Raw genomic sequence first — 24,317 nt, 5'->3', positions numbered from 1 at the left:
CCGAATTTCCTCGCTTGAATCTTCCTTACTTTTCGATTTTTCGCCTTTTCGCCCTGGGGCCGCCCTCGAGACTCGACCGGCCGCCTCAGCGGAAAATCTTGCTACGCATGAGCCACCAGGTGGAAACCCCGGTGATGAGCATGGTGATGAGCAGGATGGCGAAGAATCCCCATGATTTGTTGATGAAAGGCATCCAGGTGAAATTCATCCCGTAGAGGGAGAAGACCAGGGTGGGGATGGACAGGACGATGGTGATGATGGTGAAAATCCGCATCACGTTGTTCATGTTGTTGGAGACGATGGAGCCGAAAGCGTCGGTCATCCCTTGCAGAATCCCTTGGTAGATGGTCGCCATCTCGATGGCTTGCTTGTTTTCGGTGATCACGTCTTCCAAGAGGTCGTTGTCATCCTCATAGGGGCGGATCCGGTCCAAAGTGGTCAACTTTTCCAAGACGATTTCATTCGATTTCAGAGAGGTGGTGAAATAGAGCAAAGACTTGGTCAGCTCCATGAGCATGAGGATTTCCCGATTCTGGGTGGAATTCTGCATGCGGTTTTCCAGTTTGTCCGACTCCCGGTCGATGATGCGCAGATAGCGCAGATACATAGCCGCGTTCCGGTACAGTATCTGCAGGATGAAACGGGTATGCATGAAGGTGTTGAAGCCCCGGATGGTCCCGTCCATGAAAGGATGAAGAAGCGGGGTGTCTTGGGAGCAGACCGTGATGATGATCTCTTCCTTGACGATGATCGACAAAGGAATGGTGTTGTACCAATTGCGTTCGGCCCGCTCTTCCACCGTGGGGATGTCCACGATGATCATGGTGTAATCGTCCTCGACGTCGATGCGGGACCGTTCCTCATCATCCAAAGGGGCCCGCAAATCAGCCAGATCGATGTTGTAGTTCTCGGAGACGGTGGACAGCTCGATGTCGGTGGGGTCGGCCAAGGAAATCCATGCTCCACGCACCGGCGTCGATATCTGCTCCGTATCCCCGCCTGCTGTGTTGAAAATGCGCATCATGGTCCATCACCACCTTCATGCCGAGTATCGCTCTACTTAGTGCCTACCTTGTCGTCCCGTCAAACCGGGATTCTGAAAGTCAAGATCCTTCGATTACCGATTCGTCGCCGGTCTACTCCTCGCAGAGAAGTCCGGACAACCCCCTTAGTCTATACCGGGGTGAATACCAGACAGGAGGCGGGGCCAACGGCGATTCACCGCCCCCTCCTCCCCTATCTTCTTTTCCTCTCGCCTTGCTTTACCCTCTGTGCATATTCGTTCATCCTGTCTGTTAAACTGACAAATAATATTCATCTTGAGGACGGATATTTCATCTTTCGCTTTCGTCCATGATGAAGATGGGAAAGTTGTCAGGTTATCTACTTATCTACGAGTGCCGGAAGAAGCGGACGGACGGTAGCGACAGACGGAGGTCAGATATGGAGATGGTGAAGTTGGTCAGGCCGAGCGAAGATTATGCGGATGCGATTTGGGATTTCCGGCAGGAAATCCTGGCGGCCGATGACGTCAGCAAATTTGCCGGTTGCTCCGCCCTGCTCGATTCGACCGACGCCCACGGCTGGATCCAAAAGGTCACCGTCCTCAGCGACCCTGCCACCTGCCCTGACGACCTGATTCCCTCCGATTCCTACTTGGCTATCCGTCCCAGCGATGACCGTCTGGTAGGGACGATCGATTTGAGGCACAGCATCGACCATCCTGTTCTAGGAACCTGGGGAGGGAATATCGGGTACGAGGTCCGTCCCAGCGAACGCCGCAAAGGGTATGCCACCCAGATGCTGGCCCAGGTTCTGGACCGGGCCCGCGAACTGGGACTGGACAAGGTGCTCATCACCTGTCATCGGGGGAATCTGGCCTCGCAGAGAACCATCGAACGGGTAGGCGGCGTTTTTGACAGTCTCTACACCAAGGATGACGGGACCATCATCAAACGGTACTGGGTGGCCTTGTAGCCGCTCGGCCGGATTCAGCCCAGACGCTGGATCGCTTCGACAATCAGACTCCAGAACTTGTCGAAGTCCAACTTGACCGCAACCTGAGTGTGGCAGTCCTCGGACGACGGTTCCAAACCGCGCAGGTCGGCGACGGTCATGCCGGCGGTCAGGCTCCCCCGCAGCTCCACATCCAAATGGCAACGCCGGGTGGTGAAAACCGTAGGGTCGATCAGATACGCCACAGTGCAAGGATCATGCACAGGCGGATTGATGAAATCCTCGCTGTCCTGATAAGCCTTGCGGAAGAAGTCCATCAAACCGGAGGCGAAGGCGGCCAGAGGGGTGCCGATGGCGTTGATCCTGTCCTGCGTCTCAGGCGTGCAGAGGGCCTGATGGGTCAGATCCAGACCGACCATGGTCAAGGGCCAATCCTGTTCGAAGACGATGTGAGCGGCCTCGGGGTCCGTCTTCACGTTGAATTCAGCGACCGGAGTGGCGTTGCCCACGTGGTAGCCGCCTCCCATGAGGACGACCTCCTTCACCCGTTCCACGATGCGCGGTTCCATACGCACGGCCATGGCGATGTTGGTCAAGGGGCCAGTGGGAACCAAGGTGATGGTTTGAGGCTTGCTTTTCATGATGGTGTCGATGATCCAGTTGACGGCGTGCCCAGGCTCCAGAGGGCGGCTAGGCTCAGGAAGCTCGACCCCGTCCAGACCCGTTTCGCCATGCACATAAGCCGCGACGGATAAAGGCCTAACCAAGGGCTGCCCGCAGCCGGCGTGGACGGGGATGTCAGTGGCCCCGACCATCTCCAGGACGGAACGGACGTTATAAGTGACCTTATCCAAGCTCTGGTTGCCGCCGACGGTGGTGACCCCCACCAGGTCGATCGCCGGATTGCCCACGGCCAGGATAAGAGCCATGGCGTCGTCGTGCCCGGGGTCGCAATCCATGATGATTTTCTTCGCCGTTCCTGTGGACATCATTGTGAGCCGCCTTTCACATCTTTCGTGGTTTGTTCTGGGCATATCCTATCCTCCCATCGGGGCAAGGAAGCCAGGCGCGTGGCGTCTTCAACCATGAGGTTCAGTCATGAGGCCAGGGATACCGCAGGGGCCACGGATACCGGTGCCGCGGGGGCCAAGGATGACGGAGAGAAGGAGGCCAGCCCGGCCAGCCATGGCCAGGCCAGGGGTCGTCATCGTCATCCCCGCCGCCTTCACCACCGCCGGGAGCAGGTGGATTGGGGGATGGCTCGGGCTGGGGCTTCGGCTGCCCAGGAGAAGGCCCAGGGCCCGGGGAAGGACCTGGCTTGGGGGCGGGGGCCGGAGCCGGACGCGCAGGGGAAGAAGGAGCGGGATGGGACCGACCCTGTCCGCTCCCCCTTCTCCTCTTTCCTGGCGCATTCCTTCCCCCGGAAGACTTCCCTTGGTCTGCAGAGACTCCCTGATCCCCGCCGGCCTGCTGGGAAGGATCCCGGGAATCGGCCCCAGCTTTCGACTTCGCCTTCGCTTCCGCTGCGGTTTTGGCCTGGACGCTGGCCGCTACCCCATCAATCGCCTTTCGCAGGCCAGCCACATCCGAGCGAAGACGGATGGGATCCTTGGATGTGCCATCCTTTTCGGCCTCATCCATGCATTTTTTGAGGGTCGCACGTGTAGATTCGTCGGCGACCTTGCCATCCGACGATGAGTAGACCCGACGGGCTTCGGCGAGAATCCTGGATAAATCGGCCCGAGAGCCCTGCAGAACCTTGTCTTGGTGGGACTTCTTCACCGCCGCCACTTCGTCATCAATCCGCCTGGCATAGGACCGATACCAGCGGGAAATCCGGGCGTTGAAAGCCGCGGCATCCTTCAAGTAAGCAGGGCTGGCCCCGACTTCGCACTCCTTACCCTTTCCAGGTGACTCCTTCAAGGATTCCTTCAACCGCGCGACCGTCTGCGGATCCGTCACCTCGGAAGCGGTCAAAGCGGCGGCATCCCTCACTCGCGCGCTCCCGATGAGGACTTCGTAAGTCTGACGTTGGTAGGTAAGGAAAGAGAGGCTTTTCCTGCAATCGTCCACCGCCAGCCCACTTCTCTCCTCGTGGTCATACAGACGGAATCCCCCGCAAAGAATCAGGCCGAAAACGCAGAGGAGGGCGACAAGGAGCAGGAGAAGCCTCCTCCTTCTTTTCTTCCCGTCGATTGTGCTCCGAACCGGGATGTGGCGAGCGCGGTGAGTCACGAGTCTGATTCCTCTATGGTTTCTCTATGATTCCTTTGTGGTTTCCTTTGATGTCCTGCCGATGACGGCTGGCATGGAATCCATCAGGAATCACACGAGATGACGCCGATGAGGCGATGATGATCGATCATGACGATAAAAAGAGCTATTTCCCAACAGGATTTCCTCCTCTTTCCTCATTCATGGGAGATTGCTTTTTCATCTTATCAAGGTTGAAGGAAGAAAAACAATCGATACTGAATGATTTTCCTGCCTTTTGGACATAGGGGTTCCCAGGATTCTTTGTAGACGTTCCTCGAACGCTTCTCGAGCCTTAGCGTTGATATAGTTGATAATGACGCCGCTTTTTCACTAAGCCCTATGCGCGAGCTCCGCCAAAGTGGTCCATTTCATCCCCATCAGATGAGATGCCTGGGAATATGTGGTCCTTCCTTCAGCCACGCTGCTGGCGAGCCGTTCCAAGAAACGAGAATCGATGCGGGACAGATTCGTCCGGTAGAAGTCCCCGCCTCCGGCTGAAGCGCGTTCACGGGAAACTTGCTCCCATCGCTCTTGCTGCTCTGCGGCCACGCAATCATAATCCTGCTGACCAATGAAACCATGGTCAAAGGCACGACGAGCTATCGCAAGAGGAGAAGCGCAGAAATACTCAACGAGCCTTTCGAATTCTTGAAGACCATCAGCCCTATCACTAGCCCATCGTTGCAAAAAGATCTCATCAGGAATGAGAATCTCCGAAGCGACCTTGTTGCAGTAGGCCTCCATTTTGGTAGTACTGGAATTCATCAAATAGGAGACATTATAAAGTTCGCTTTTACCGAGCCAAAGGTGAACCAGTTCGTGAGCGAGGGAAAAGAGGCGGGCGGCGGAGCTGTCATTATGGTTGATGAAGATCAAAGGCGCATAATCATCAATCAAGGCGAAGGCGCGAAACTCATCAGGATCGAGTTTCCGATGCGTGCTTTGCCCTGCAATGCCAGTAGTGAAGACGAAAATACCCGCCCCAGCGCACCGTTCGCGCAGGAATGTTAAGGCGGCTTGATTGCGCTGTTTTTTGCGACAGGGGTCAAAACTCGGGTACGGCGTCGAAACCGTCACCCGCCCACCCTTGAGGTTGGACGAAACCGTTCTGCCGGTAACCCTGATTCTGCGTGGGAGGCTGAAAGCCGTGAGCGGGCGCGAAACCACCAAGGCCGATAGCCGCCCCGGGGGCTGGTGGGCGATTTTCTGCGCCTGTACCTAATCGTCGGACAAACAGGGGCCGATGTCGGTCAGCTTCAACTCGACCCTCTCCCGGTTCCGACCCTGCTTATCGGTCCACTTGCGGCTGATGAGCATACCTTGGGCGATGACCTTCATCCCCTCGGACAGGGATTCGGCGACATTCGAGACGATGGTCAGGTTTATCATCCCCCCCCATTGCCGGTGGTACGAAGCTCGGGGTCTTTGGTCAACCGTCCGATGACGGTGATCTGCGTTTCGCCGAAACTCATGGCGTGTCCTTTCGTGACTGATTGGGGGCGCGGTCTATGCGGCGCATGGATTCCACGTCCACTCCCCTCTGGTAGGAGAGTATCGCACTGAGGAAAGCCTCGAACTTGTCGGCGTCCATGAGGGTGGAAGATGGCGAGGATATCGTACTGGAGGTTGTCCGTGACGTCCTTGCCGTCGAACCCGCAGTACTGTTGCACCGACTGGTCGCAGAGGACCCGTTCCACGGCTTGGGTCTGGGACAGGCTGAAACTCGTCCCGTCCGTGAAGGTCGCCTCGTACTCCACCAATGGATTCATGGCGATTTTCCTTTATGCGTGATTGGTTATGTAACAAGACCCATTACAGCACCATCATGGGTCTACCTTAGTCCAGCGTGTCACGCCTCCGCTCCGCACGCTTCTTCTCCTCCGAAATACAGTAAGTCAGGAAATTCGAGTAGTTCATGCCACGGCGGGCGGACTCGATTTGAAGCCACCTGTACAAATCCTTGTTCAGGTAGAAGCTCACATGCGACGTCTTATCCTGATAGTAACTCCTGTCGGCCATCACCACTCCAATCAACGGGGAAACACTATGACACAACCACTATAACACTACGGTCCCATTCGCCGACACGGGCGGGGCATAAGAGAAGGCCCCACCCCGAAGAGTGAGGGCCATGAGGGTCACCGGCCAAGCCGCATGCCCGCCACGGGAGCCGCCCCCACGTCCACGGTCACGCCAGTATCATCCGCCCCAGCCCCACCATCGGAGGCGACACCGTGGGCGTGCACCGTGTACACGGTCTTCACCAGCCCGTCGGCGGACGTGACCGTGATGGTCGCCGTCCTGCCGTCCTTGGACGTGACCACCGTCACGCCAAGCGTCTTATCGCACTGGGGGGGGCGACCGTCCACTTGTTCACGTTCACCACGTTCACATCGTAGGAGAGGCGGGCGGGGTCGAAGCCGCTGATGGTCTTCCCGTTCACCTTGATTCCCGTCAGCCGTGCGGAGTGCGTGGCGGGGGTGATGTAGGTGACCGTGTAATGGTGGCGGGCGAACGTATGCCCGTCGGGGGCGAGCACGCTCACCGTGTACTCGTAGGTCATGCCCTTCACCAGACGGCTGGCCCGCCATCGGCTCATAGGAGAACGTCCCGCCCTGCGGAACCTGCCACGTGGAGCCGGTTTGCGACTTGTACACGCCGTTCACCGTGTATCCGGCGGACTTCAGACCCGTATCCTTGCTGGAGAACGGCGCTTCGGTCGCCTTCTGAGCCACCGGGTCGGCGGGAGTGAAGTTCACGATGGCCTTGTACTGCTTACCATTCACGATCACGCTGAGGATACGGCCCCCATCAGGGCCGAAGCTGGCGGTCACGTCCAACACGTCGGCGTCCATGGTGAATCCGGATAATTCGTTCTGTTCACTCAACGTGACGGGCGGTCCAGCGACCGTCTTGTAGCGGGCGGTGATTTTCACATGCTGCTTGGCGAACACGGTTTCCCCTGCGTGATCGTCTCCCCAAGATTGGTTTATGTCTTCCCTGCCGTCGGCTTGCCCATGAGCATCACCGGGTCTCCCACGATAGGGGTAATAGTGGCGTCGGTAGGTTGGCCGGTTTGACTGACGTGAAGATGGAGCATTACGCTACTGTAGATACGAGGCGTGTGGCGCAGGTCGGATTGTCCGACTGGGCCTTACACGGTTGTGGGGTGAATATGGAAACGGCCAGCCACGGGGGGTGGTTGGCCTTGTTTTCTATTTCAACCAATCACGAAAGAAAAGGAAAACGGTTTTATGCTAGCATGTCGGTCTGTTTTCTGCTTGTTCCGGCGTTTCTAGCGCTGTCCTGGCGTGGCGTGTGTGCGACACGCCTACCTTCCTAGTCTCCCAAGATGGTTCTATGACAGAACCATCAATCAGAAAGGAAAACAGAATGAACAATATAGCCTTCACTAGCCTCCTCAAGAACGCCAACAGACTCACCTACTACAACCAGATGTGTGACTCAGTAACCCTCGGCTACGCATATCACAACCAATGGGACCTCCTGTGGGAGGAGATGAACGAGGACTGTGACTTCATGCTCGCCGAAACTAACAAGGAAATGGACCTGCATCCGGAAGAACGCCATCCCCTGACCGCCACGCAGAAAAGCCTGTTCGAACTCGATTAGGGAAGGGATGGGCAGCATCGTCCGCTAACCCTCCGGAGCGCACGGGAAAGGCTCTCACGGTGCATGAAAAAACCATGGAGCCATTCTTTTGTGCATGGAGGTTCGCTGGAAGGTGAGCATGATGCAGCAATGAACAGAAGAACACTCAAGCCGAGAGAAATATAAGGCGCTATGAGGAACAGGCGACCCACCTCCTCATCCCCTCCTTGTCTCATCCTTCCATATACGAAGCCACAGGAAATCATCTTCAAGAAGCACCGCTCCCCCATCCAACCGCACATATTTCTCATGTCTGGCAAACTCCTTCACCAGTATGGCGGCATGCCACGTCCCCTCCTCCAAAGGTTGGAAGCGGGGGGTTACCCTTCCCCAGGGTGGTGTTCAATAAGCGTATCGTGGCGGCGTCCACCGTGCTGAGCATGACTTTCACTTCCCTCGCCGTCACCCCTGCTGTTATGTCGGTGGGCAATTAGCGAGAGGCGCCATCGAGAGTCCGCCTGCCCTTCTCCGCCTGCCTGGACAGGTCGAACGGGCGGGGCCGGTCCCTTGGCTCACATCCGACACCCCCTGCCGAAGCCGAGAGCGTCGCTGAACGTCTTCCAACCGCCGGAAACAACCACGACGGTTATCGTCAACGCTGCTACAAGCGTGTAACCAACGTACTTTCCGGCGCTCTTACCCCACGTCCGCTGCGACCGCTCACAGCAAATCCCCCATGAAAAGAGCGCTGAGAATGTTCACCCCGGCCAAAACCAGAATCAGAACACACACCTGCTCCGGCTAGTTTTTAATCCAGTCGCCAAAAGGTGTCGTCTTATCATCCTTGCCATTTCGAGTTGTATCACTCACCCCCTCATCAGAAAAATCGGAATCGAAAGAAGAACCGGCGGACGGGGAAGAACCAGAATCAGAATCGAACGAGGACCGAGCCGCAACGGAAGGATCCAACGCATTCGCATACGGTTTCAAACCTGTCAAAACACCTGCAGGCTCCCAATCCACCACGTGAGACGAACCACCGGACGGGTCGGCGACCAGCACCGTCAGCTTCGACCGGTCACCCCCCACGTAAGCCTCCGCCCACGAATCCACCACGTTCTTCAACGTGTCCGACTGTTGGATGGCCGTATAGTTCGCCGGAGCCGCAACCTGACCCGCACTCACACTCCCCGCATCCAAGGGGGAGCAGGGAGGGGGAGCCGACGGCCTGGGTGACGCCATCCGACACGGACACCAGTTGTGCCACCTTCCTTGTCACCCTGTCAGGCAGGGCGACGAACGTGAACCTGTGCGACCAGTAATCCACCATCTTCCCCTCACCATCCTTACCGGAGGACACCTTCGCCGCACTATCCCACGACAAATCCTCCACACCTTTCGGGAACGGCTTCTGCTCCGACCTCAGATACGAGTTCACCGCCCGCAACGCCACACCCTTACCCGGCCCGCTCTTATCCACCGTCTGAGCCGACAAGGCGGAGGAAGCCGCATCCTGCGCACTCTGCGTCGCCTGAGCGGAAATAAGGAAACTCAAAGCGGTGGCGACGACGCACCCCACGATAAGAATCTTCCACGGGTTCGTGCCCCGCCTCTTGATTTTCAACGCCTCCAGCTCAAGATTCCTCGACCCGTCCACGTCATCGAACGGGTTCTCGTCCTCTTTCTTCCTGCGAACCATGCTCAAACACCTTTCCGAGTAACTGGGATAATATACCCCCATCATACCCCGATAGTGCTATCACGGGCATAAAAAGTGGGGGCACACCAAAGCGGCCCCCATAAAAGGAAAACCCATCAGCCCTGCGGCCAATCCAGCTTCCCATCAAGGAAATCAACCATCAGGTTATGGAGAAGTTCCTGACTGCTCACCGAATGCTCTATACAGTAAATCCGAACCCGCTTCAACTCCTCAGCGGACACCCGGAACGTCACCTTATGGTCCAACCCATCCTTGGGGACGAATCTCACCGGCTTCTTCGATTTGCCCTGCACCATCACGCACCATCCTTTCGCTGTACCGTCAGTACCATACTATCAGAACCCCTCCGGCATAGGACTATATCGGCGTGGTGCGCTCACACGGTGATGTTGAAAACCTCCAAGAGGACCCTTTTGAGAAACGCCACTATCATGCGGCAAATTTAAGCCGCCGCCCACCTGACCAGCACACCCATTGCTTCCATGACGCCGCCAATGACCCACAGGCCGAACACGGCCCCCACCAATCGGCAGGGCGATGGACAGGCCCCTAGAAGAGCGGTGGATGAGCTTCAACGCTCCGATGACGAGGAGGGCCAGCAGGAGCGCCGCCCCGATGGGCGTGGCGACGCAGGAACCGAACACGCCCAATCCCTGACCGACAACATCACTCATCGTCCAGCCTCCTTATCATTCTGCGAAGCATGAGAAATCACGTCATGCATATCCTTCTCCACCATGCTCTGCACCCGTTGCGTGGAGCCGACCTTCTCGCCAGCCAGCCTATGGTCCTGCTCGAACTGTGCGGCTACCCGTTCAGGCGTTCCACCTATTTGGAGAGCGAACTCATCCGGCGTGAAGTGGGAAATCTGGTCATCGAGAACCCTCTGCGATTCCTTCACCTCCGCATACTCGGTTTGCGCCATGCCATGCATGTGGCTGGCATCATTCATGGCTTTCTGCGCCGCCTGTGGCGTGATAGGGACGACACTGGGCGCAGGAGCGGGAGCAGAGGCCGTAGGGGAAGCTGGCCCCATGGTCACGGCGGCGGAAGAACCGGCCAAAGTCTTGCCCATCTCCGTCTTGGAAAACCGTTGACAGTGATGGCACCCACCGTAGTCGCACGACGCATCCGGTGAGCCACTTCCAAAGTCGACAAGCACACCACATCCTGCCTCCTGCGGGCCAGTGCCGACGCGTCAACCCTGCAGCCACGCCCCATGTTCACAGGTAACCCGAGTCGGTGACATGACGGGTGGGAGGCAACATCCGACAGGAGAGGCATGAAAGCGTGCGCGCCCCACCCAGTCACGGATACGCCGATTCTCCGCCCAGCCGGCGTGACGGAATGTGGCCGCCGCATACGAATCCTCCTCGAGAGTAGCCTCCAACCCCTGCCGGGATTACGTCGCATTCTCCCGAAGCTCCTTCACACTACTCACATGATTCAGCCTCGAACGAAGCGGGACGAGGCGCGCATCAGCCGCAATCCGTCTGGCAGGAGAAGCTCATCCGTCTCCTCCACCGTGAAGCCGATCACACTCCCCATACGCTCCACTTTCACCCGCTCCCCACGGATATACTCGTCGACCACTCCCCCATGAGAGCGCACCAGCAGGAGCGTGCACCCACACAACAGGGGAACACTCGTCGAAGCGACGCTCCGCAACTCGTCACCGCTCATGCCCCTCATCGTGCACACAATACGAAACCACCCCATCGAACAGCCTCCAATCACTAGTACAACAAATCGAATACGCCCCCGGTTCCGTCGCCGCAGATATCGATGACTATCTTTCCGGAGAGATCGAGAACGCCGATGGAGCAGAGAAAGTCGTCATTGGACTTGAGATAAATGGATATGTGCTGCTCAAAGGAAAAGATGCGAACCAGATGAGACGCTTCTGCTCCAGATAGCTGATGCAGCTTCTCCAATTGCCGTCTGAATCGTCCTCACTCCGCACGCAATACGTGTAGACACCGCATCGCCGGAAGGGATAGCGTACCTTGAGCGGAACTCCCCGTAGGACAGGTCGAGGAAGGCGGGATGATATTTGGATTTCACTTCAAGCATCTTGTCAAGGTGGCGGAGGAGTTCTTCGGCGTCGAGGAGGGGGAAGCACCATTCCTCTCTCGGATACCCGTTAAGTTCGCTCAAATCCTCCAGTTCGAGGTCCGGGTCGTATGAGTTGAGTTTGCTGATGAGGTCTTTGATTTTCATAATCGTATTCCTTTTTCTCTGGTTAGCGGATGAGGTCCCCGTCCTCGTATTCGTATTCGTCCCACTCGCCAGAATGGGGGTCGAACACGTATGTGTATTCCTCTTCCTTGATGAGCTCCCTGAGTGATTTGACGGTGCGGGCTTCCGTCCCGGTTTCGCCACGGTCTCGTCCTAGGCGAGCGTGTGATGGTAGTATTCGGCTTGTTCCTTCTCCTGTTCCTCTTTGCTGAGGCCCCTGAAGTAGTCGGAGTGTAAGGCGTTGAAACTGCGTTCTTGGGTGATGGGTGCGGGCCCGATTTCCTCGCCGAGGAAGCTGATGTCACCGAGGGCGATGAGGGCCTTCACCTTGTTTTCGTCCGTGTAGTTTTCGGTGAGGATGGGGTAGAGGCTGTCGCCGTCGAAGTGGTTGTAAATCGCTTTGTAGCCTTTGTCGGTTTTGATGGCGATGAGGGGGCGGGCGCTCATTTTCGTTTTCCATTTCCTTCCGTTAGCTGATAGTATCATAACAGCATTATACCGTTAGCAAGAAAGCCCGGCGTATCTCTACCCCGCGAAACCGTGATAGCACGGTCATGCTATACTTGAGACAGAGGCCAGACAGGCCACTCCCCCGTGAAAAACGGCGGGGGCGAACAGTGGAAAAACGCAAGGAGAATGCTATGAGCATCTGGGACTCGACACCAAGCTGGGCGCAGGGTGAACCCGTGCAAAACGAAACCGAAAACATGCAGACCGGAACGGAGAACGTGGAGCAGACGGAGCAGGAAACCGCCCCCGAGCCCGTCGAGCAACCTGTGGCGGAGACGGTCGAACAGCCGGAAGAAGCCAGCGAGGAGACAGGGGACGAATCCGAGACCATGGGTAGGAAAAACGTGAAGCGCACCCTCCCCCGCCAAACCGAGCAGAGCGTCACCCGCCTCTACCAAATCTTCCAAACCCTCCAAAAGGACGGGATGGTGAAAGCCGTGCAGAACATCACCGGCTCCCGGAGCGAGAAACCCGAGACCCTGGCGTTAGCCCTCACCGGTAAGAAGAACAGGGAGAAGGTGCGGGACATCGTGAAAACCTTCGACTCGCTGAACGGTTTGGACCAGATGAGCCGGGTGGCTGAACTCACCGTCCTGTTCAGCCGTGACGGCAGGACGGCTTCCAGCCTCTACCGTGTGCTGAACCTCCTGCACCCGGACAGGCAGTTCGGTTCGGCTTGCGGCGTCGCCTCCAAGGATGCGGTGCGATTGGCTTCCAAACTGGATGAGGGCGTGGACCTGTCCGTTTTGAACGGCCTGCTGTACGAGTAGTCAGGAAAAAAGATTGTTGAGAGGGGTCGGATGCGTGTCCGGCCCCGTTTCGTGAAAGGCCTTATTGATGGTTTCCTCCACACGCCGCACTGAACCCGACAACCCCGCCCCGCTGATAACCGTGGTCGGCGTGGTGTTGTCTACGCTCGCCTGGTGGTTCGGGTTGCCGTCCGCCCTGATTCTTCTCCTCGCCCTTATCGTGCGTGGAGCGGCGGCCAAGTATCCGACACCGGCGAGGAGGACGGACCAGCCGGACAAACGGAAGCTGGCCGCCTATTACAGGTACAGGAACTTCTGGAATGGTGTGAGGAAACCGGCTGGCTGGCTGACGTGGAGGGTGAGCGGATTCACGTTCCCTCTTCTCGGAGTGCTCCTGTCCATCCGCTCCCCCTACGGCTGGGCGTGGTTGCTGAACGTGGCGGCGATGATGGTGGTCGGCGCAGGCTGGCGGTTCAAGACGGACCGGCGGGTGGACCATGCGCATCCCTGCCCTGGGGTGAGCGTGCGCAGCTTCGCCCGGAAGGCGGCCAAAGGGTGGCGGAGGACGGTGCTGACGGTTCTCGGCTTGACCGTGGTCATGGCGGCCGTCCTGTGGTGGCAGGGTCGGGGAATCCCCCTCCCGTTCATTCTCACCGTCGGCGCACTAGCCTCCTGCCTTCTCGTCTACCTGTCGGATAGGAAACGGCAGACGGCCGGGTGGAAGCGCATTGTGGACGCTCAGAAGCTCATCGACTCGTGGACGGGGAAAGGCATGCCGTTGGAGAAGAGCTTCGAGTCCGCTTACGTCGTGCAGGCGGACAGTATCGGCGGGCAGGACCCGTTGACGGTGATACGGGTGAAGCTTCCCATGGGGACGGTGAAGGCGGTGAAGGACGGGTCGCAGGCCATTAAACCGTTGGCCAAGTCCGCTGGCTATAACCTGTGCCTCCTGCTTCAGGCGAGGGTTCACGGCTTGGATACGGGCATCGACCCGCAGTGCGTGCGTCTCGTGTTGGGCAGGGATGTGAAGGCCATCCCGGACATCGGCAAGCCGGTAGACTATCGGCTGGCGAGCCTGGTGACGGACATCGCCTACCAGCGTACGGCGGACTTGTGGAGGCGGGCGGCCCCGTTGACCAAGACGGTGAGCGTGGCGAAGAACCCTGATAGTGATGTGGCGTGGAAGGTGGAGTTGACGTTCCCCGTGGGGGCGACGGTTGACATGCATATCGTCAGCCGTGACTGGCTGGCGGATGATTCGACCAGCCCCGTCAGCATCCTGAGCCTGCCCGTGTATGCGGACGTGGATGAGAAGTTCCACTTGTACGCCAAGGACGGTGTGGAACTGGATGATAAGACCCGTCCCGTCGTTCAGGCAGGGCGCAGGGTGAAGACGCTGATGGACGCTTGGAAGAGCATCCTGCCGTCGAAGCTGTCGCCCCCGTATCCTGAAGCCAGCTTGGAGCAGACGCTGAGCGAGGACGGGCTAAAGGTGACGGTGACGCCGCTTCAGGTCCCGCAGGGCGGGGAACTGTCCGATTACGCTCGCTGTGACGTGAACGCCATCGACCCGGATGGGGTGTTCGTCGGCTTGGTGAAGGCGCAGGGTCAAGCTGTTCAGGTGACGGTCGATGGGAACGTGAGCCTCGGCTATGCGCTGTTCGATTCGGCTACGCTCGCCAAGAGGATGATTTTCCAGTCCTGGTTGTATATGACCGTGTGCCGTCTTCTGAAAGGCCGTGTTGCGGTGGGGATGCCCACTCTCATGGGGGTGGGTAAGCCGATTTGGCGTGTCGTGTTGGCCTACGATGGGGCGACCAGCGGGGATGTGAGGAAGATTCTCCCCCAGTTGAAAAGCACGCTTGGGTGCAAGGTTGCGGTCATGGAGCAGGTGGGCGTTGACCGGTGCGCCCTGTGGCTGATGGACAAGCCGTATGTGACCGCCGATGACGCCCGATGGTTCAAACGTGACCAGAGCCGGTTCATCCGGTTGTGGTTGGCGGATGCGTGGGCTGCGGTCGGATTGACAGCCAAGGACGGGTCGGGTCCGATGATTGAGAGCCTGAACCCGCTGAGGGTCGGCTCCCGTGTGTTGAAGGCCCGGTTCCGTCTCCCCTTGGGTAAGAGCATGAGCAACGTGGACGCCCTGTTGGACAAGTTCCTTGTGTCCGCCGGATACCAGTATGGGCGGCTTCTCCCCCGTGGCGATGAGCATGGTGCGGACTTGTGGGACATGATTCTGTGCGACCGGAACCCGCTTCCCGCCACCGTGCCCCTCCCCCGTGACGTGTCTGGCATGCGGTTCGGCGTGGATGACATGGGGAATCCGGTGGCCTGGGATTTGGCTCACACGCCCCACTTGAGCGTCATGGGCAAGACGGGCACGGGTAAGAGTTCCGTCACCCGTGTCATGGTGCTCCAAGCCTTGTTGGACGGCTGGCAGGTGGTGATTTGCGACCCGATGAAGCACGCCGCCGACTTCGACCTTTGGGCGAAGAGGCTGACCGTGGCGTGGGCGGTGAGCATGGATGACGCTGAGGCGGCGGTCGGCTGGGTGCATGAGCGGATGATGGAGCGGAGCCGTCTGAACGCCAAGCATGGCGTCGGCCATATCAAGGACCTTCCCGACGAGGTGCGGCCGCAGAGGATTCTTCTCGTGTTCGACGAGTTCAACTCGTATCTGGCGGGCATGGATGACAAGACGATTGCGAATCCGACGAATGACATGGATATCGCCAACCGGAACGCCGACACGAAGAACCGGGTGCGGTCCATCACGGTGACCGCCGGCCGCATGGCTGATATCGCTGTGCAGGGTCGTAGCCTGGGCGTGCACATGGTGTTGGGGTCGCAACGGTTGAGCCGTGATGACATGCGGAAGGTTCCGAACGTGAACGCCTTCTACCGGAGTCTTGGCCGGTTCCTTCTCGGCTCGGACTCTTTGGCGGGGGTCGTGTCTCAGACTCGCCTCAAGGAGGCGAATCGTATGCAGAAGGGGTTGGCCGGGGTGGACGGCGTCCCTGCCGGCCGTGGCGTGTATGAGGATGTGCAGGGTGCGTTGACGGCCGTGCAATCCTATTGGGATGGTGACCAGGAGGCTCTTATCCCTCTGGTGGCCGACCTGCCGGACGTGGTGAAGGCGGATATTTCCCCGTGGCTTCCCGCCGGTGCGGAGCATTACGGCGAGATTGCGGACAAGACTACGCCGGATGAACAATCCATGCAAGTGGATGAGCCTGATGTCGATAGCGTCGAAATCGACGAGGTTGGCGAGCAGGCCATGGAATGGAACATTTAACAGTTGAAAGGAGCGGCCGTTATGACCGAGATGAAATCATTGAAACTTCCTGACGGGTTCAATCCCGCAAACCCTGACCATATGGCGCAGTTGGAGCGGAACGTCGCCAAGGTTCTCCCAGGGTACGGCGTGTACCGTGTGGAGAATGGGCATAATCGTGCGCTTCTTCTTCCGAAGAACCAGTTGACGGTGAGCGACAGTGACGGGGAGACCGTCAAAACGTACCGGATTGACGCTACGGGTTTGAGGAACGTGGATAAGCAGGTGGATTCCATGGAGGCGAAGAATCCCGGTTTGAGCGTCATCAGCGTGGATATGACGAGCGGCTATGTTCGGATGCAACGCTTGTCGCCTGAGACCTTGTATGCTCGCCGCCTGTTCGCCGCCGCTTTGAACCTGCATCCGTGGGAGGTGCGTGTGTTCGCCACGCAGGCTCACGGCTGGATGGTGAAACTGCCTGACGGGTTCGCCTACCGTGCCAGCCGCTATAAGACCCCTTTCCAGGAGGCTGTGGAGACGGTGGGGGCGTACGGCTGGTATTTCACGGTGGATACGGAGCGGAACATCATCACGGTGATTCCGGCGAAGCCTCCCACGTTCCCGAAGATGATTCCCATGCCGGAGAATGTCATAGCCCACCCTGAGCTTCGCCAGAGCGTGATTGGGTGGAAGCTCCCTAATCTGGGCGAGAAGCGGGGCGAGCCGCTCTGCTTGGATTGGGAGAATGCGGCCGGTGTCGGCGTGGGCGGTCAGTCCGGCGGCGGTAAGAGCGTGGTGATTGATAACGTCATCTTCAGTTTCCTTGCCGCTGGCGGCCGCCTGTATGTGTGCGACACTCAAGGAGAATCTGTGAATTATGGGCCATTCAAGCCATATGTCGCCAAATATGGCTGGGGCTGTGCTGGGCCGGAGAGCACGCTCACCGTCCTGCGCTACCTGCTGGAGGAAGTGAAAATCAGGGCCAAGGTGTTGAAGGATAACGGTGTAGCGAACTGGTGGAAGTTGCCCGATTCTGTGAAGGCAGAGTACCCGCTGAGCCTGCTCGTGTGCGACGAGATTAGCCAGTACGCTGTGCCGCCCGCCAAGGTGCCGGGTGACAAGGATAGTCCGGTGGTGTTGCAGAACAAGTACGATATTTCGATTGCTTCGGCTATCAGCCAGTGCTTGTTGAAGATTACGCAGACCGCTCGTTTCGCTGGCATCTGCTGGCTGTTCGCCGCCCAGTCGTTTACGATGCAGTCGGGTTTGGACCCGAAGATTAAGGCGAATCTTCAGAATCGTCTCCTATTGGGTGCGAATCCGGGTGACACGTTGCGTAATCAGGTGTTGAAGGACCCGAAGGGTGCGCCTACCGTTCCCCGTAACATTGTCGAGGAGGGTGTCGATAAGGGTGTGGGCGTGGCTGAGCTGGAGGGTCAGGGTGCGTTCGTGTGGAAGGCTTTCTTCGAGGCCTCCACGGGTGGCGTGGATTATGGCGACATGTTGGCTGAGCGTGTTGGCGGGCATGTGACGCCGGACCCAGATGCGGCGGAGGGTGATATTCCTGAGAGTGTGCTGGTGGGGTATGTGCCGGAGATGGCTGACCGTCCCGCCCCGATTTTGACGCCTCGCATGAGGGGCGGCGACTCGGATTCTGTGGAGACACTGGATGTGGATTCCGGTGGAGCGGTGTCTGTGGCTTCTCAGCCGGTTCCTGATTTGTCGGATGGTCGTGGGTTGCGGAGTGCGACTGCGACGGCTGAGTATATGGGTTTGTTGGCTCAGGCTAAGGGGATGTGATGATGGCTGACGGTTCGCCTTGGTGGGCTGATGAGGGTGATGGTGTGAAGCCGGATTGGGGGGGAGCTTCCCGCTTCCGAAAAGGAGGCTTCTTCCGGGCCGGTGGGGGTGCCTGATTCGTGGGATGAGGAGGCTGGCCTGCCTGCGCGATGCGGTTGCATGATTTGAGGCATACGGCGGCGTCTTTGATGGTGGCGGCGGGGGCTAACGTGAAGGTGGTTCAGCGCATGTTGGGTCATGCGTCGGCGGCTATGACGTTGGACGTGTACGCTGACTTGTTTGATTCGGATTTGGATGAGGTGGCGTCCGGCATGGATGGGTTGGTGCGTTCCGTGGGGTGAGTATGCGCTGTTTCTGTGCTTTTTTTGTGCTTTTTCCGTGTTTCGAGGCGTTTTTGGCGGGTATGGGAAAGGCCGGAAAACGTTGGTATTTCAATGTTTTCCAGCCTTCGCCCGCTCGTGGAGCTAGGGGGATTCGAACCCCCGACCCCCTCCATGCCATGGAGATGCGCTACCAGCTGCGCCATAGCCCCGAGGAACAATTGACTACTATACACGGGCCATGGAATTTCGCAAGCTTTCGGCCTGTCGCGGCGGGTCGCCAATGATTCCAACGATAAGTGCCTTGAAGATTCCCCTGTCCGCCCCAAATGGTCATAATAGACCCATCGACCAGAGGTCGCGTGAAACATCAGTACTCTTTCGCAGCTTAAGCAGATGGACGGCACCACGGAAGAGGAAAGGGGATCACGCCGAAACCGGAGCGGGGCCGCCCCCTCCCCCGGTTGGGCCTTGACTGAACAAGCCAAGGACTGTCACCGTCGTCCGATTTGCGACGGTGGAGCGCTTTCGATGATTCTTATCACCTAGGCATTCGCCTCTGATCTGCACACAGACGCACAAAGACACACAGGACGGCCGGTAAGACGGTCACCAGTCGGAGGATGCCATGCAGACAGAACAACAGAGCCAAGTAAGCGTCGGCAGCAGCCAGACCGGAGTGCAACCCGCGGGCGGAGGCCATGCTACGCCCACAGACTCGCGCACAGCCTCGCGCACAGTCAAGCGCAATCTGCGCACCCGCCACGTCTCCATGATCGCCTTGGGCGGAAGCATCGGCACGGGCCTCTTCATCGCATCCGGCGAAACCATCCACTCGGCCGGGCCGGGCGGGGCCTTGGTCGCCTACGCGGCCATCGGCATCATGGTCTACTTCCTCATGACCTCCCTGGGTGAAATGGCCACTTACCTGCCGACGACCGGCTCCTTCGCCATCTACGCCAGCCGCTTCGTGGACCCCGCTCTCGGTTTCGCCATGGGCTGGAACTACTGGTTCAACTGGGCCATCACCGTGGCGGTCGACACCACCACCAGCTCCATCGTCCTGCGCTACTGGTTCCCCCAAGTCCCCCTCTGGGTCTTCTCTCTGGTGGTCCTGTCCCTCATCTTCCTCATCAACATCCTGGCCGTGCGGGCTTTCGGCGAGACCGAATACTGGCTGGCCCTGGTCAAAGTAATCACCGTCCTGGTTTTCCTGACCATCGGCCTCTTGACCATCATCGGCATCATCGGAGGCAAGGCCCCTCTGCTGACCAACTTCACCTACCGAAAGGCCCCTTTCGTGGGCGGATTCCCCGCCGTCCTCGGAGCTTTCGCCATCGCCGGTTTCTCCTTCCAGGGGACGGAACTGATCGGGATCACGGCGGGGGAATCGGCTAATCCGGAGAAAAGCATCCCTAAAGCCATCAAACAGGTCTTTTGGCGGATCCTCCTCTTCTACATCCTTTCCATCTTCGTCATCGCCTGCCTGATTCCTTACACTTCACCCAACCTGCTCGGCTCGAGCGCGTCCGACATCTCCATCTCCCCCTTCACCCTCGTCTTCCAACGGGCCGGCTTGGCGGCGGCCGCCGGGGTGATGAACGCGGTGGTCTTCACCTCCGTCCTGTCCGCGGCGAACTCAGGCATGTACGCCTCTACCCGCATGCTTTACGCCTTGGCCAAGGAGAAGCAGGCCCCGGGGATTTTCGGCATGGTCAACTTCCACGGGATTCCGGTGCCGGCCTTGCTGGGGACGACCTTCGTGGCCTTCATGGCCTTCCTGTCCAGCATTTTCGGCGAAGAGATCTACACCTTCCTGGTCGCAGCCAGCGGCCTGACCGGTTTCATAGCCTGGGCCGGCATAGCCATCTCCCATTACCGTTTCCGCAGGGCCTTCCTCAGGCAAGGGCATCGTTTGAGCGAACTGCGTTACAGGGCCAAGCTCTTCCCCTTCGGTCCTTTGCTGGCCCTGATCCTGTGCATCCTGGTCATCATCGGCCAGGACCTGCACTCTTTCGCCGTCTGGGACTGGCGAGCCATCGGCATCACCTACATGTCCGTCCCCCTCTTTTTGATCCTCTTCCTGGCTTACAAGTTCAAGAACCACACCAAGCTCATCCCCCTGGACCAGGTGGATTTGAGCAGGTCGCCCATCGAAGACCAAGCCAGCGATCAAGCCGCAAACCGGGCTGAGGAGGAGAGCCTGTCCGAGCTGAAAAGCAGGCTGGCTGCCGATAGACGATAGCGGTAACGCGGACAGGCAGCGAAAAGGGATTGAAATCCGAAAGGGGATCTTCAGCCGAGGAGGTCAAGCAAAAGGACGGCCTTAAACCACGGCTTCCTCATGGCCGGGAATCCGCAGGGTCCCGTCACAGGCGTCGATGGCCTCCTGGCCATGGGTGGAGATGAGGACCGTCGCCCCCTGGTCGGCGAACTCCCGCAAGACCTCCATGACCATGCGGCTGTTGGCGGCATCCAAGGACGATGTAGGTTCATCGGCCAGGATGATCGTCGGTTTCTTCAGCATGAGGCGGGCAAGGGCCACTCGCTGCTGCTCCCCGCCGGACAAGGTGTAGATCTTCTCTTTTTCCATTCCTTCCAGGCCCACGCGTTTCAAAACGTCCCGGCAGACGGAAGGATAATCCTTACGCGCCAAACCCTTGCGCATCTTCAGAGGGACTTCCAGATTCTGCCGGACGGTCCAGGAGTCGACCAGCCCATAATTCTGGAAAAGGAAACCGAGCGTGTCTTTGAAGAAGGCCCGGCGGTCTTGGGCGGACAGTTTCCCGCCTTCGCTCGTCTTCCCTGTCTTCCCAGTTTTCCCTGTCTTCCCAGCCTCTGCCGCCTTTCCTGCCTTCCCCTTCTTTCCTGCCTTTCCATCGACTCCGACTCCGGAATCGACTTCCAGAACCAGCTTGTCCCCATAGTAGAGGGTTCCCTGGTTGAAGTCTTCCAGGAGCCCTAGGCAATTGATCAAAGTCGTCTTGCCGGCTCCCGAAGGCCCGGTCACGGCGGTCATCGAGCCGGAGGGGACGCTGAAAGACCAATCCCTCCATAAGACATGACGGCCAAAGCTCTTGCTGGCGTCCAAGACGGTGATGGCCGCTTTCTGCGCTTGAGAATCCGAACCATTCGTATTCGAATTATCCATGATGATTCCTCCGTTTCGCTGATGATATCTTCGATGATGTCTTTTGTCCTTGACGATGTCTTGAGTTTCCTGGCTCTAGCTTTCCCCGGTCCTAGCTTTCCTTGATCATGCTGGCATGGACCCGGCTCTCGAAGAAGTCGAGCATGCCGATGGTCATGCCGACTTGCAGGAGCAGGATCACAACGGCCAGAACCGCGTTATCCGCCCCCTTCATATGGCCGATGAACGATGCGAAGACCAAGGCCGCCACGGTCACCAGCAGGCCCGTCACCATGATGGCCGCATGCCGGCGGCCAAAGGGATACCCATGGATCAGTTGGACGAAGTTCTGCTTCTTCTTCAGCTCGCAATAAGCGCTGACCAGGACCGCGATGGCCATCACGAAAACCGAAAGCCCCAGGATGACCCCCAGGATATCCATCAGCTGTTCTCTGCGGGAAAGCTGAATGGAATAGGCGACGATGTCGGCCGCATTGTTGATTCCGGCGAAGTCGCCCAGGATACCGGCCTTATCCAGCCGGGAGCTTAAGGCGTGGGGGTCGGTGAAGAGGATGCTGCTGCTTGAGGCATAGGAGATCAGTATCTCCGGGGCTATCAGGTGGGAGTTGACGTTCACCACCGCCGCCACAGGGTCTTTGAGGCTGGAAATCCGGCTCGTATTGTCGCTCTGCCCTTCAGCCGGCAGCCCCACCCCGGTTCCGTTATAGAGGAAATACGATTGCCCCGCCTTGGCGCGGACCAGAGAGATCTGCGGATCGCACCCTTTATTCTCTTTATTCTCGCCGGCGCCTTCCTCCGAAGTCTGACACCAATCTTTCAGATCAGCCCGGTAATTCTTCTTCAAAGCGTCCAGGTCGCCGGAAAATGTCTGAGGAACGATGAGGAGGACCTGATTACGACGGAAATCAGAGAAGGATATCTTTTTGCCCGTCAGGTCGTGGATGGGGTTCGTCTTCAGATAGGTGTCATTGATGAAAAGCGAGCGATAATTGCCCGAGTAATAGCTCCGTTCCCCCGTCCTGATGGCGTCCGGATTATTTTCCACATGAGAGACCGCCAGCAAGGCCTGTCCCCTGATCTCCAGTTCATCGGTCACCTGGCGGAAAGCCCGACCGTCTCGGAACATCTGCTTCTGCGGCAAAGCGGTGGAGATGCTGGTGACGTAAAGGGGACCGGCTTTCCGCCAGGCCTGCAGTTCCTGGCTCGCCTGCTGGATGGCGTTGAGACGGACCAGGGAACCGGATAAAGCCCCGAAAATCAAAGCGACAATCACAATCTGGGTGGCGAAACCGACAGCGAAGTTGATTTCCGTGCTGTTTTGATTCTTCATCACGGGGACGATCCTGATCCCTCCAATGAAGATTCGGCTCAGAACCGCCATAGCCAGAAGGCCGACGGCCAGCAAGACCGCCCAAGTGATGATCAGAAGCGAAAGGAAACGCCAATATTGATGGAAATGATTGGCAACCCCCAAAAGCACGGTCAACGCCAGAAAGATGATTCTCATGGCTTTCCCGGAGAAAAGAAGCAGGTCACGAACTTCCTGGCCGACGATCCGTCCTTTACCGTATCCATGAAGCTCTTTCAGAGCGTACGCCTTCCTGTGCCTGGAGCAGGAAAAAGCCAGGGAAAGGATGATGGCCAGGAGCAGGGCGAGGATGAAGGCGCCGGAATTGCTTTCCGCCATGCCGAAAGCGAAGAAATTCGCGAAGCCGACCGCTGGCGGATATCCATCGTTTTCCGCCATGACCCCTTTCTCCGAAAGGGCTTGGAGAATCGCGGCCAATCGCCCGCCGCCCACGTTGGTTTTATACTCGCCGCGGATGTCCTGGAAAGTCAGGCTGGAAGCCGGACGGATCCTGTAGCTGCCGGAGAGGGAGGAGAAGGAAGGATATTCATAGGAACCGGCCCGGGCGAAAGCGGCCTGGTCGCCGACGAAAGCGTAGAGCTCGTTCCTGTTGAAAGAGGAGGTCATGTTGGATTGGACCTTGTAGATATTGGCTCTCTGACTCCGAGCCACATCTTCCAAGGCTTTGAGGGCGACACCGCGTTTCGAGTCCACCTGGCTGATGTGGAAGGAGCTCTCCGTGCCAAACGGCTGGTTCTGATCCATGACGATGAAAGCCTGATAAGCGAAGAAAACACCGAAGATCAGGGCGATGACCCAGGTTATTTGAGAGATTCTATGCATCTGAAAAGATCCTTTTTCATGAGCAGGCAGGACGGGCGATGACCCAGTCCGCTTTCTTACACCCATCGTAACTCATTCTAAGAAAGCGGGCTGACCCATCGCCTTTCTTTCCGAGTTTAACAGTATGGCAGATACTGGCCGGGCTTAAAAGCCATACCAGCATTTATTGCCGCTGAAATTCCTACCGGTACGAGCATTGGCGGTGCCTCTGGCGTTCGCCCAGACCGTTTGACGACCTTTGCCTTGAGCGGTCGCATAATGTTTGCGTGATGGATGGTAATACGTGGAATTCACATATCCCCATCCTGGCACCCCGGAAATCGAGCAACCGAAATTCCCGCCATCAGCTCCGGAAGCAAAGGCGACAGTCGGCACAGCGAATGCGGTTACCATCGCCATTGAAGCCAGGACGGTCATCAGACCCCGTTTTACTTTTTCCATTTTATCTCCTTTGAATAAAATGAACACTCATCTCATATTTCTCCCTCCCTGCCAACGGTACCCATCATTGGTCTCCTACGCCACCAACAAGGACGA

25 protein-coding genes, 1 tRNA gene, 1 pseudogene and 1 riboswitch are annotated in these 24,317 nt (G+C 58.1%); of the genes and pseudogenes, 8 read left to right on the top strand and 19 right to left on the bottom strand.

Translation table 11 applies throughout. The annotated features are described in order from the left end of the window. Window positions 1–85: 85 nt before the first annotated feature. Window positions 86–1,024, bottom strand: coding sequence for a magnesium transporter CorA family protein (locus tag PSDT_RS02845; protein ID WP_006289923.1), 939 nt, complete (start codon window positions 1,022–1,024; stop codon window positions 86–88). A gap of 419 nt (window positions 1,025–1,443) precedes the next feature. On the opposite strand from PSDT_RS02845, the gene PSDT_RS02840 reads away from it, so the two are divergent. After that, window positions 1,444–1,977, top strand: a complete 534-nt coding sequence (locus PSDT_RS02840) for a GNAT family N-acetyltransferase (protein ID WP_006289922.1) — start codon at window positions 1,444–1,446, stop codon at window positions 1,975–1,977. 14 nt (window positions 1,978–1,991) lie between these two features. Here PSDT_RS02840 and uriH read toward each other — a convergent pair whose 3' ends face one another. From uriH to PSDT_RS08530, 7 genes are all read right to left on the bottom strand, one after another. Further along, the gene (gene uriH, locus PSDT_RS02835; protein ID WP_006290543.1) at window positions 1,992–2,948 is read right to left on the bottom strand and encodes a uridine-preferring nucleoside hydrolase UriH; all 957 of its coding nucleotides are present in this window, start codon (window positions 2,946–2,948) and stop codon (window positions 1,992–1,994) included. A 100-nt stretch (window positions 2,949–3,048) separates the two neighbouring features. After that, window positions 3,049–4,191: a hypothetical protein gene (locus PSDT_RS08645; RefSeq protein ID WP_006289920.1), complete on the bottom strand. Its 1,143-nt coding sequence runs from the start codon at window positions 4,189–4,191 to the stop codon at window positions 3,049–3,051. Window positions 4,192–4,542: 351 nt separating this feature from the next. Next, the gene (locus tag PSDT_RS02825) at window positions 4,543–5,289 is read right to left on the bottom strand and encodes an ImmA/IrrE family metallo-endopeptidase (RefSeq protein WP_006290545.1); all 747 of its coding nucleotides are present in this window, start codon (window positions 5,287–5,289) and stop codon (window positions 4,543–4,545) included. 141 nt (window positions 5,290–5,430) lie between these two features. Beyond that, on the bottom strand, window positions 5,431–5,601 hold the full coding sequence (locus PSDT_RS02820; protein WP_006289918.1) for a single-stranded DNA-binding protein: 171 nt from the start codon (window positions 5,599–5,601) through the stop codon (window positions 5,431–5,433). Next, on the bottom strand, window positions 5,598–5,981 hold the full coding sequence (locus PSDT_RS02815) for a hypothetical protein (RefSeq protein ID WP_006289917.1): 384 nt from the start codon (window positions 5,979–5,981) through the stop codon (window positions 5,598–5,600). Before PSDT_RS02815 ends, PSDT_RS02820 begins: the two co-directional genes overlap by 4 nt. A 369-nt stretch (window positions 5,982–6,350) precedes the next feature. Then, the gene (locus PSDT_RS08535) at window positions 6,351–6,542 is read right to left on the bottom strand and encodes a hypothetical protein (RefSeq protein ID WP_223293614.1); all 192 of its coding nucleotides are present in this window, start codon (window positions 6,540–6,542) and stop codon (window positions 6,351–6,353) included. Then, window positions 6,539–6,811: a hypothetical protein gene (locus tag PSDT_RS08530; RefSeq protein WP_223293613.1), complete on the bottom strand. Its 273-nt coding sequence runs from the start codon at window positions 6,809–6,811 to the stop codon at window positions 6,539–6,541. Before PSDT_RS08530 ends, PSDT_RS08535 begins: the two co-directional genes overlap by 4 nt. Window positions 6,812–7,605: 794 nt before the next feature. On the opposite strand from PSDT_RS08530, the gene PSDT_RS02800 reads away from it, so the two are divergent. Further along, window positions 7,606–7,845, top strand: coding sequence for a hypothetical protein (locus PSDT_RS02800; RefSeq protein WP_006290547.1), 240 nt, complete (start codon window positions 7,606–7,608; stop codon window positions 7,843–7,845). 780 nt (window positions 7,846–8,625) lie between these two features. On the opposite strand, the gene PSDT_RS08250 is transcribed toward PSDT_RS02800, so the two are convergent. From PSDT_RS08250 to PSDT_RS02790, 3 genes are all read right to left on the bottom strand, one after another. Continuing rightward, window positions 8,626–8,913 (bottom strand): hypothetical protein, encoded by a 288-nt coding sequence (locus PSDT_RS08250; RefSeq protein ID WP_143828323.1) that lies wholly within the window; start codon window positions 8,911–8,913, stop codon window positions 8,626–8,628. Next, entirely contained in the window at window positions 8,903–9,523 is a 621-nt protein-coding gene (locus PSDT_RS02795) for a hypothetical protein (RefSeq protein ID WP_006290550.1), read from the bottom strand. The genes PSDT_RS08250 and PSDT_RS02795 overlap by 11 nt, the downstream gene beginning before the upstream one ends. 116 nt (window positions 9,524–9,639) lie before the next feature. Then, the gene (locus PSDT_RS02790; protein ID WP_006290551.1) at window positions 9,640–9,840 is read right to left on the bottom strand and encodes a hypothetical protein; all 201 of its coding nucleotides are present in this window, start codon (window positions 9,838–9,840) and stop codon (window positions 9,640–9,642) included. Between the two features lie 186 nt (window positions 9,841–10,026). On the opposite strand from PSDT_RS02790, the gene PSDT_RS08245 reads away from it, so the two are divergent. Next, on the top strand, window positions 10,027–10,251 hold the full coding sequence (locus PSDT_RS08245) for a hypothetical protein (RefSeq protein ID WP_143828322.1): 225 nt from the start codon (window positions 10,027–10,029) through the stop codon (window positions 10,249–10,251). On the opposite strand, the gene PSDT_RS02780 is transcribed toward PSDT_RS08245, so the two are convergent. From PSDT_RS02780 to PSDT_RS02765, 4 genes are all read right to left on the bottom strand, one after another. Continuing rightward, complete coding sequence (locus PSDT_RS02780) at window positions 10,215–10,619, bottom strand: hypothetical protein (protein WP_006289912.1); 405 nt, start codon at window positions 10,617–10,619, stop codon at window positions 10,215–10,217. The two genes, PSDT_RS08245 and PSDT_RS02780, sit on opposite strands and share 37 nt — an antisense overlap. A gap of 371 nt (window positions 10,620–10,990) precedes the next feature. Continuing rightward, window positions 10,991–11,227 carry a hypothetical protein gene (locus tag PSDT_RS02775; protein WP_006289911.1) on the bottom strand — a complete coding sequence of 79 codons (237 nt, stop codon included), beginning with the start codon at window positions 11,225–11,227 and terminating at the stop codon, window positions 10,991–10,993. Between the two features lie 186 nt (window positions 11,228–11,413). Next, window positions 11,414–11,764 carry a hypothetical protein gene (locus tag PSDT_RS02770; protein ID WP_006289910.1) on the bottom strand — a complete coding sequence of 117 codons (351 nt, stop codon included), beginning with the start codon at window positions 11,762–11,764 and terminating at the stop codon, window positions 11,414–11,416. A gap of 171 nt (window positions 11,765–11,935) precedes the next feature. Continuing rightward, window positions 11,936–12,229, bottom strand: coding sequence for an oxidoreductase (locus PSDT_RS02765; protein WP_223293612.1), 294 nt, complete (start codon window positions 12,227–12,229; stop codon window positions 11,936–11,938). 194 nt (window positions 12,230–12,423) lie between these two features. On the opposite strand from PSDT_RS02765, the gene PSDT_RS02760 reads away from it, so the two are divergent. The 4 genes and pseudogenes from PSDT_RS02760 to PSDT_RS02745 all read left to right on the top strand — a co-directional run. After that, entirely contained in the window at window positions 12,424–13,062 is a 639-nt protein-coding gene (locus PSDT_RS02760) for a hypothetical protein (protein WP_006290555.1), read from the top strand. A gap of 67 nt (window positions 13,063–13,129) precedes the next feature. Beyond that, entirely contained in the window at window positions 13,130–16,339 is a 3,210-nt protein-coding gene (locus PSDT_RS02755; RefSeq protein WP_006289907.1) for an FtsK/SpoIIIE domain-containing protein, read from the top strand. Between the two features lie 21 nt (window positions 16,340–16,360). After that, on the top strand, window positions 16,361–18,118 hold the full coding sequence (locus PSDT_RS02750; protein ID WP_006290556.1) for a hypothetical protein: 1,758 nt from the start codon (window positions 16,361–16,363) through the stop codon (window positions 18,116–18,118). A gap of 149 nt (window positions 18,119–18,267) precedes the next feature. After that, a pseudogene (locus PSDT_RS02745) lies at window positions 18,268–18,459 on the top strand (tyrosine-type recombinase/integrase); the annotation flags it as partial. A gap of 118 nt (window positions 18,460–18,577) precedes the next feature. On the opposite strand, the gene PSDT_RS02740 reads toward PSDT_RS02745, so the two are convergent. Then, window positions 18,578–18,650 (bottom strand) — tRNA-Ala (locus PSDT_RS02740). Between the two features lie 131 nt (window positions 18,651–18,781). Further along, window positions 18,782–18,974, top strand: a riboswitch (Lysine riboswitch). Window positions 18,975–19,066: 92 nt separating this feature from the next. Here PSDT_RS02740 and PSDT_RS02735 point away from each other — a divergent pair. Continuing rightward, complete coding sequence (locus tag PSDT_RS02735) at window positions 19,067–20,683, top strand: amino acid permease (RefSeq protein WP_006290559.1); 1,617 nt, start codon at window positions 19,067–19,069, stop codon at window positions 20,681–20,683. Window positions 20,684–20,764: 81 nt separating this feature from the next. Here PSDT_RS02735 and PSDT_RS02730 read toward each other — a convergent pair whose 3' ends face one another. The 3 genes from PSDT_RS02730 to PSDT_RS08055 all read right to left on the bottom strand — a co-directional run bounded on the left by PSDT_RS02730 (window position 20,765) and on the right by PSDT_RS08055 (window position 24,221). Further along, entirely contained in the window at window positions 20,765–21,589 is an 825-nt protein-coding gene (locus PSDT_RS02730; RefSeq protein WP_006289902.1) for an ATP-binding cassette domain-containing protein, read from the bottom strand. A 91-nt stretch (window positions 21,590–21,680) separates the two neighbouring features. Then, a complete protein-coding gene (locus tag PSDT_RS02725) occupies window positions 21,681–23,780 on the bottom strand; it encodes a bacteriocin-associated integral membrane family protein (RefSeq protein ID WP_006290560.1) in 2,100 nt (699 codons plus the stop codon). 144 nt (window positions 23,781–23,924) lie between these two features. Beyond that, complete coding sequence (locus tag PSDT_RS08055; protein ID WP_081442133.1) at window positions 23,925–24,221, bottom strand: lactococcin 972 family bacteriocin; 297 nt, start codon at window positions 24,219–24,221, stop codon at window positions 23,925–23,927. Between the last annotated feature and the right edge of the window lie 96 nt (window positions 24,222–24,317).

It is taken from the genome of Parascardovia denticolens DSM 10105 = JCM 12538 (genome assembly GCF_001042675.1).
Taxonomy (GTDB): domain Bacteria; phylum Actinomycetota; class Actinomycetes; order Actinomycetales; family Bifidobacteriaceae; genus Scardovia; species Scardovia denticolens.
The sequence above is the reverse complement of the archived record's forward strand: the minus strand, read 5'-3'. Positions and strand labels throughout refer to the sequence as shown.

Bases quoted from the DNA above. Each gene is read 5' to 3' on its own strand.
- PSDT_RS02845 (WP_006289923.1), bottom strand. From the start codon at position 1,024: ATGATGCGCATTTTCAACACAGCAGGCGGGGATACGGAGCAGATATCG.
- PSDT_RS02840 (WP_006289922.1), top strand. From the start codon at position 1,444: ATGGAGATGGTGAAGTTGGTCAGGCCGAGCGAAGATTATGCGGATGCG.
- uriH (WP_006290543.1), bottom strand. From the start codon at position 2,948: ATGATGTCCACAGGAACGGCGAAGAAAATCATCATGGATTGCGACCCC.
- PSDT_RS02820 (WP_006289918.1), bottom strand. From the start codon at position 5,601: ATGATAAACCTGACCATCGTCTCGAATGTCGCCGAATCCCTGTCCGAG.
- PSDT_RS02815 (WP_006289917.1), bottom strand. From the start codon at position 5,981: ATGAATCCATTGGTGGAGTACGAGGCGACCTTCACGGACGGGACGAGT.
- PSDT_RS08530 (WP_223293613.1), bottom strand. From the start codon at position 6,811: ATGAGCCGATGGCGGGCCAGCCGTCTGGTGAAGGGCATGACCTACGAG.
- PSDT_RS02800 (WP_006290547.1), top strand. From the start codon at position 7,606: ATGAACAATATAGCCTTCACTAGCCTCCTCAAGAACGCCAACAGACTC.
- PSDT_RS02795 (WP_006290550.1), bottom strand. From the start codon at position 9,523: ATGGTTCGCAGGAAGAAAGAGGACGAGAACCCGTTCGATGACGTGGAC.
- PSDT_RS02790 (WP_006290551.1), bottom strand. From the start codon at position 9,840: ATGGTGCAGGGCAAATCGAAGAAGCCGGTGAGATTCGTCCCCAAGGAT.
- PSDT_RS08245 (WP_143828322.1), top strand. From the start codon at position 10,027: ATGACGCCGCCAATGACCCACAGGCCGAACACGGCCCCCACCAATCGG.
- PSDT_RS02780 (WP_006289912.1), bottom strand. From the start codon at position 10,619: ATGGGCAAGACTTTGGCCGGTTCTTCCGCCGCCGTGACCATGGGGCCA.
- PSDT_RS02775 (WP_006289911.1), bottom strand. From the start codon at position 11,227: ATGAGCGGTGACGAGTTGCGGAGCGTCGCTTCGACGAGTGTTCCCCTG.
- PSDT_RS02770 (WP_006289910.1), bottom strand. From the start codon at position 11,764: ATGAAAATCAAAGACCTCATCAGCAAACTCAACTCATACGACCCGGAC.
- PSDT_RS02765 (WP_223293612.1), bottom strand. From the start codon at position 12,229: ATGAGCGCCCGCCCCCTCATCGCCATCAAAACCGACAAAGGCTACAAA.
- PSDT_RS02760 (WP_006290555.1), top strand. From the start codon at position 12,424: ATGAGCATCTGGGACTCGACACCAAGCTGGGCGCAGGGTGAACCCGTG.
- PSDT_RS02755 (WP_006289907.1), top strand. From the start codon at position 13,130: ATGGTTTCCTCCACACGCCGCACTGAACCCGACAACCCCGCCCCGCTG.
- PSDT_RS02750 (WP_006290556.1), top strand. From the start codon at position 16,361: ATGACCGAGATGAAATCATTGAAACTTCCTGACGGGTTCAATCCCGCA.
- PSDT_RS02735 (WP_006290559.1), top strand. From the start codon at position 19,067: ATGCAGACAGAACAACAGAGCCAAGTAAGCGTCGGCAGCAGCCAGACC.
- PSDT_RS02730 (WP_006289902.1), bottom strand. From the start codon at position 21,589: ATGGATAATTCGAATACGAATGGTTCGGATTCTCAAGCGCAGAAAGCG.
- PSDT_RS02725 (WP_006290560.1), bottom strand. From the start codon at position 23,780: ATGCATAGAATCTCTCAAATAACCTGGGTCATCGCCCTGATCTTCGGT.
- PSDT_RS08055 (WP_081442133.1), bottom strand. From the start codon at position 24,221: ATGGAAAAAGTAAAACGGGGTCTGATGACCGTCCTGGCTTCAATGGCG.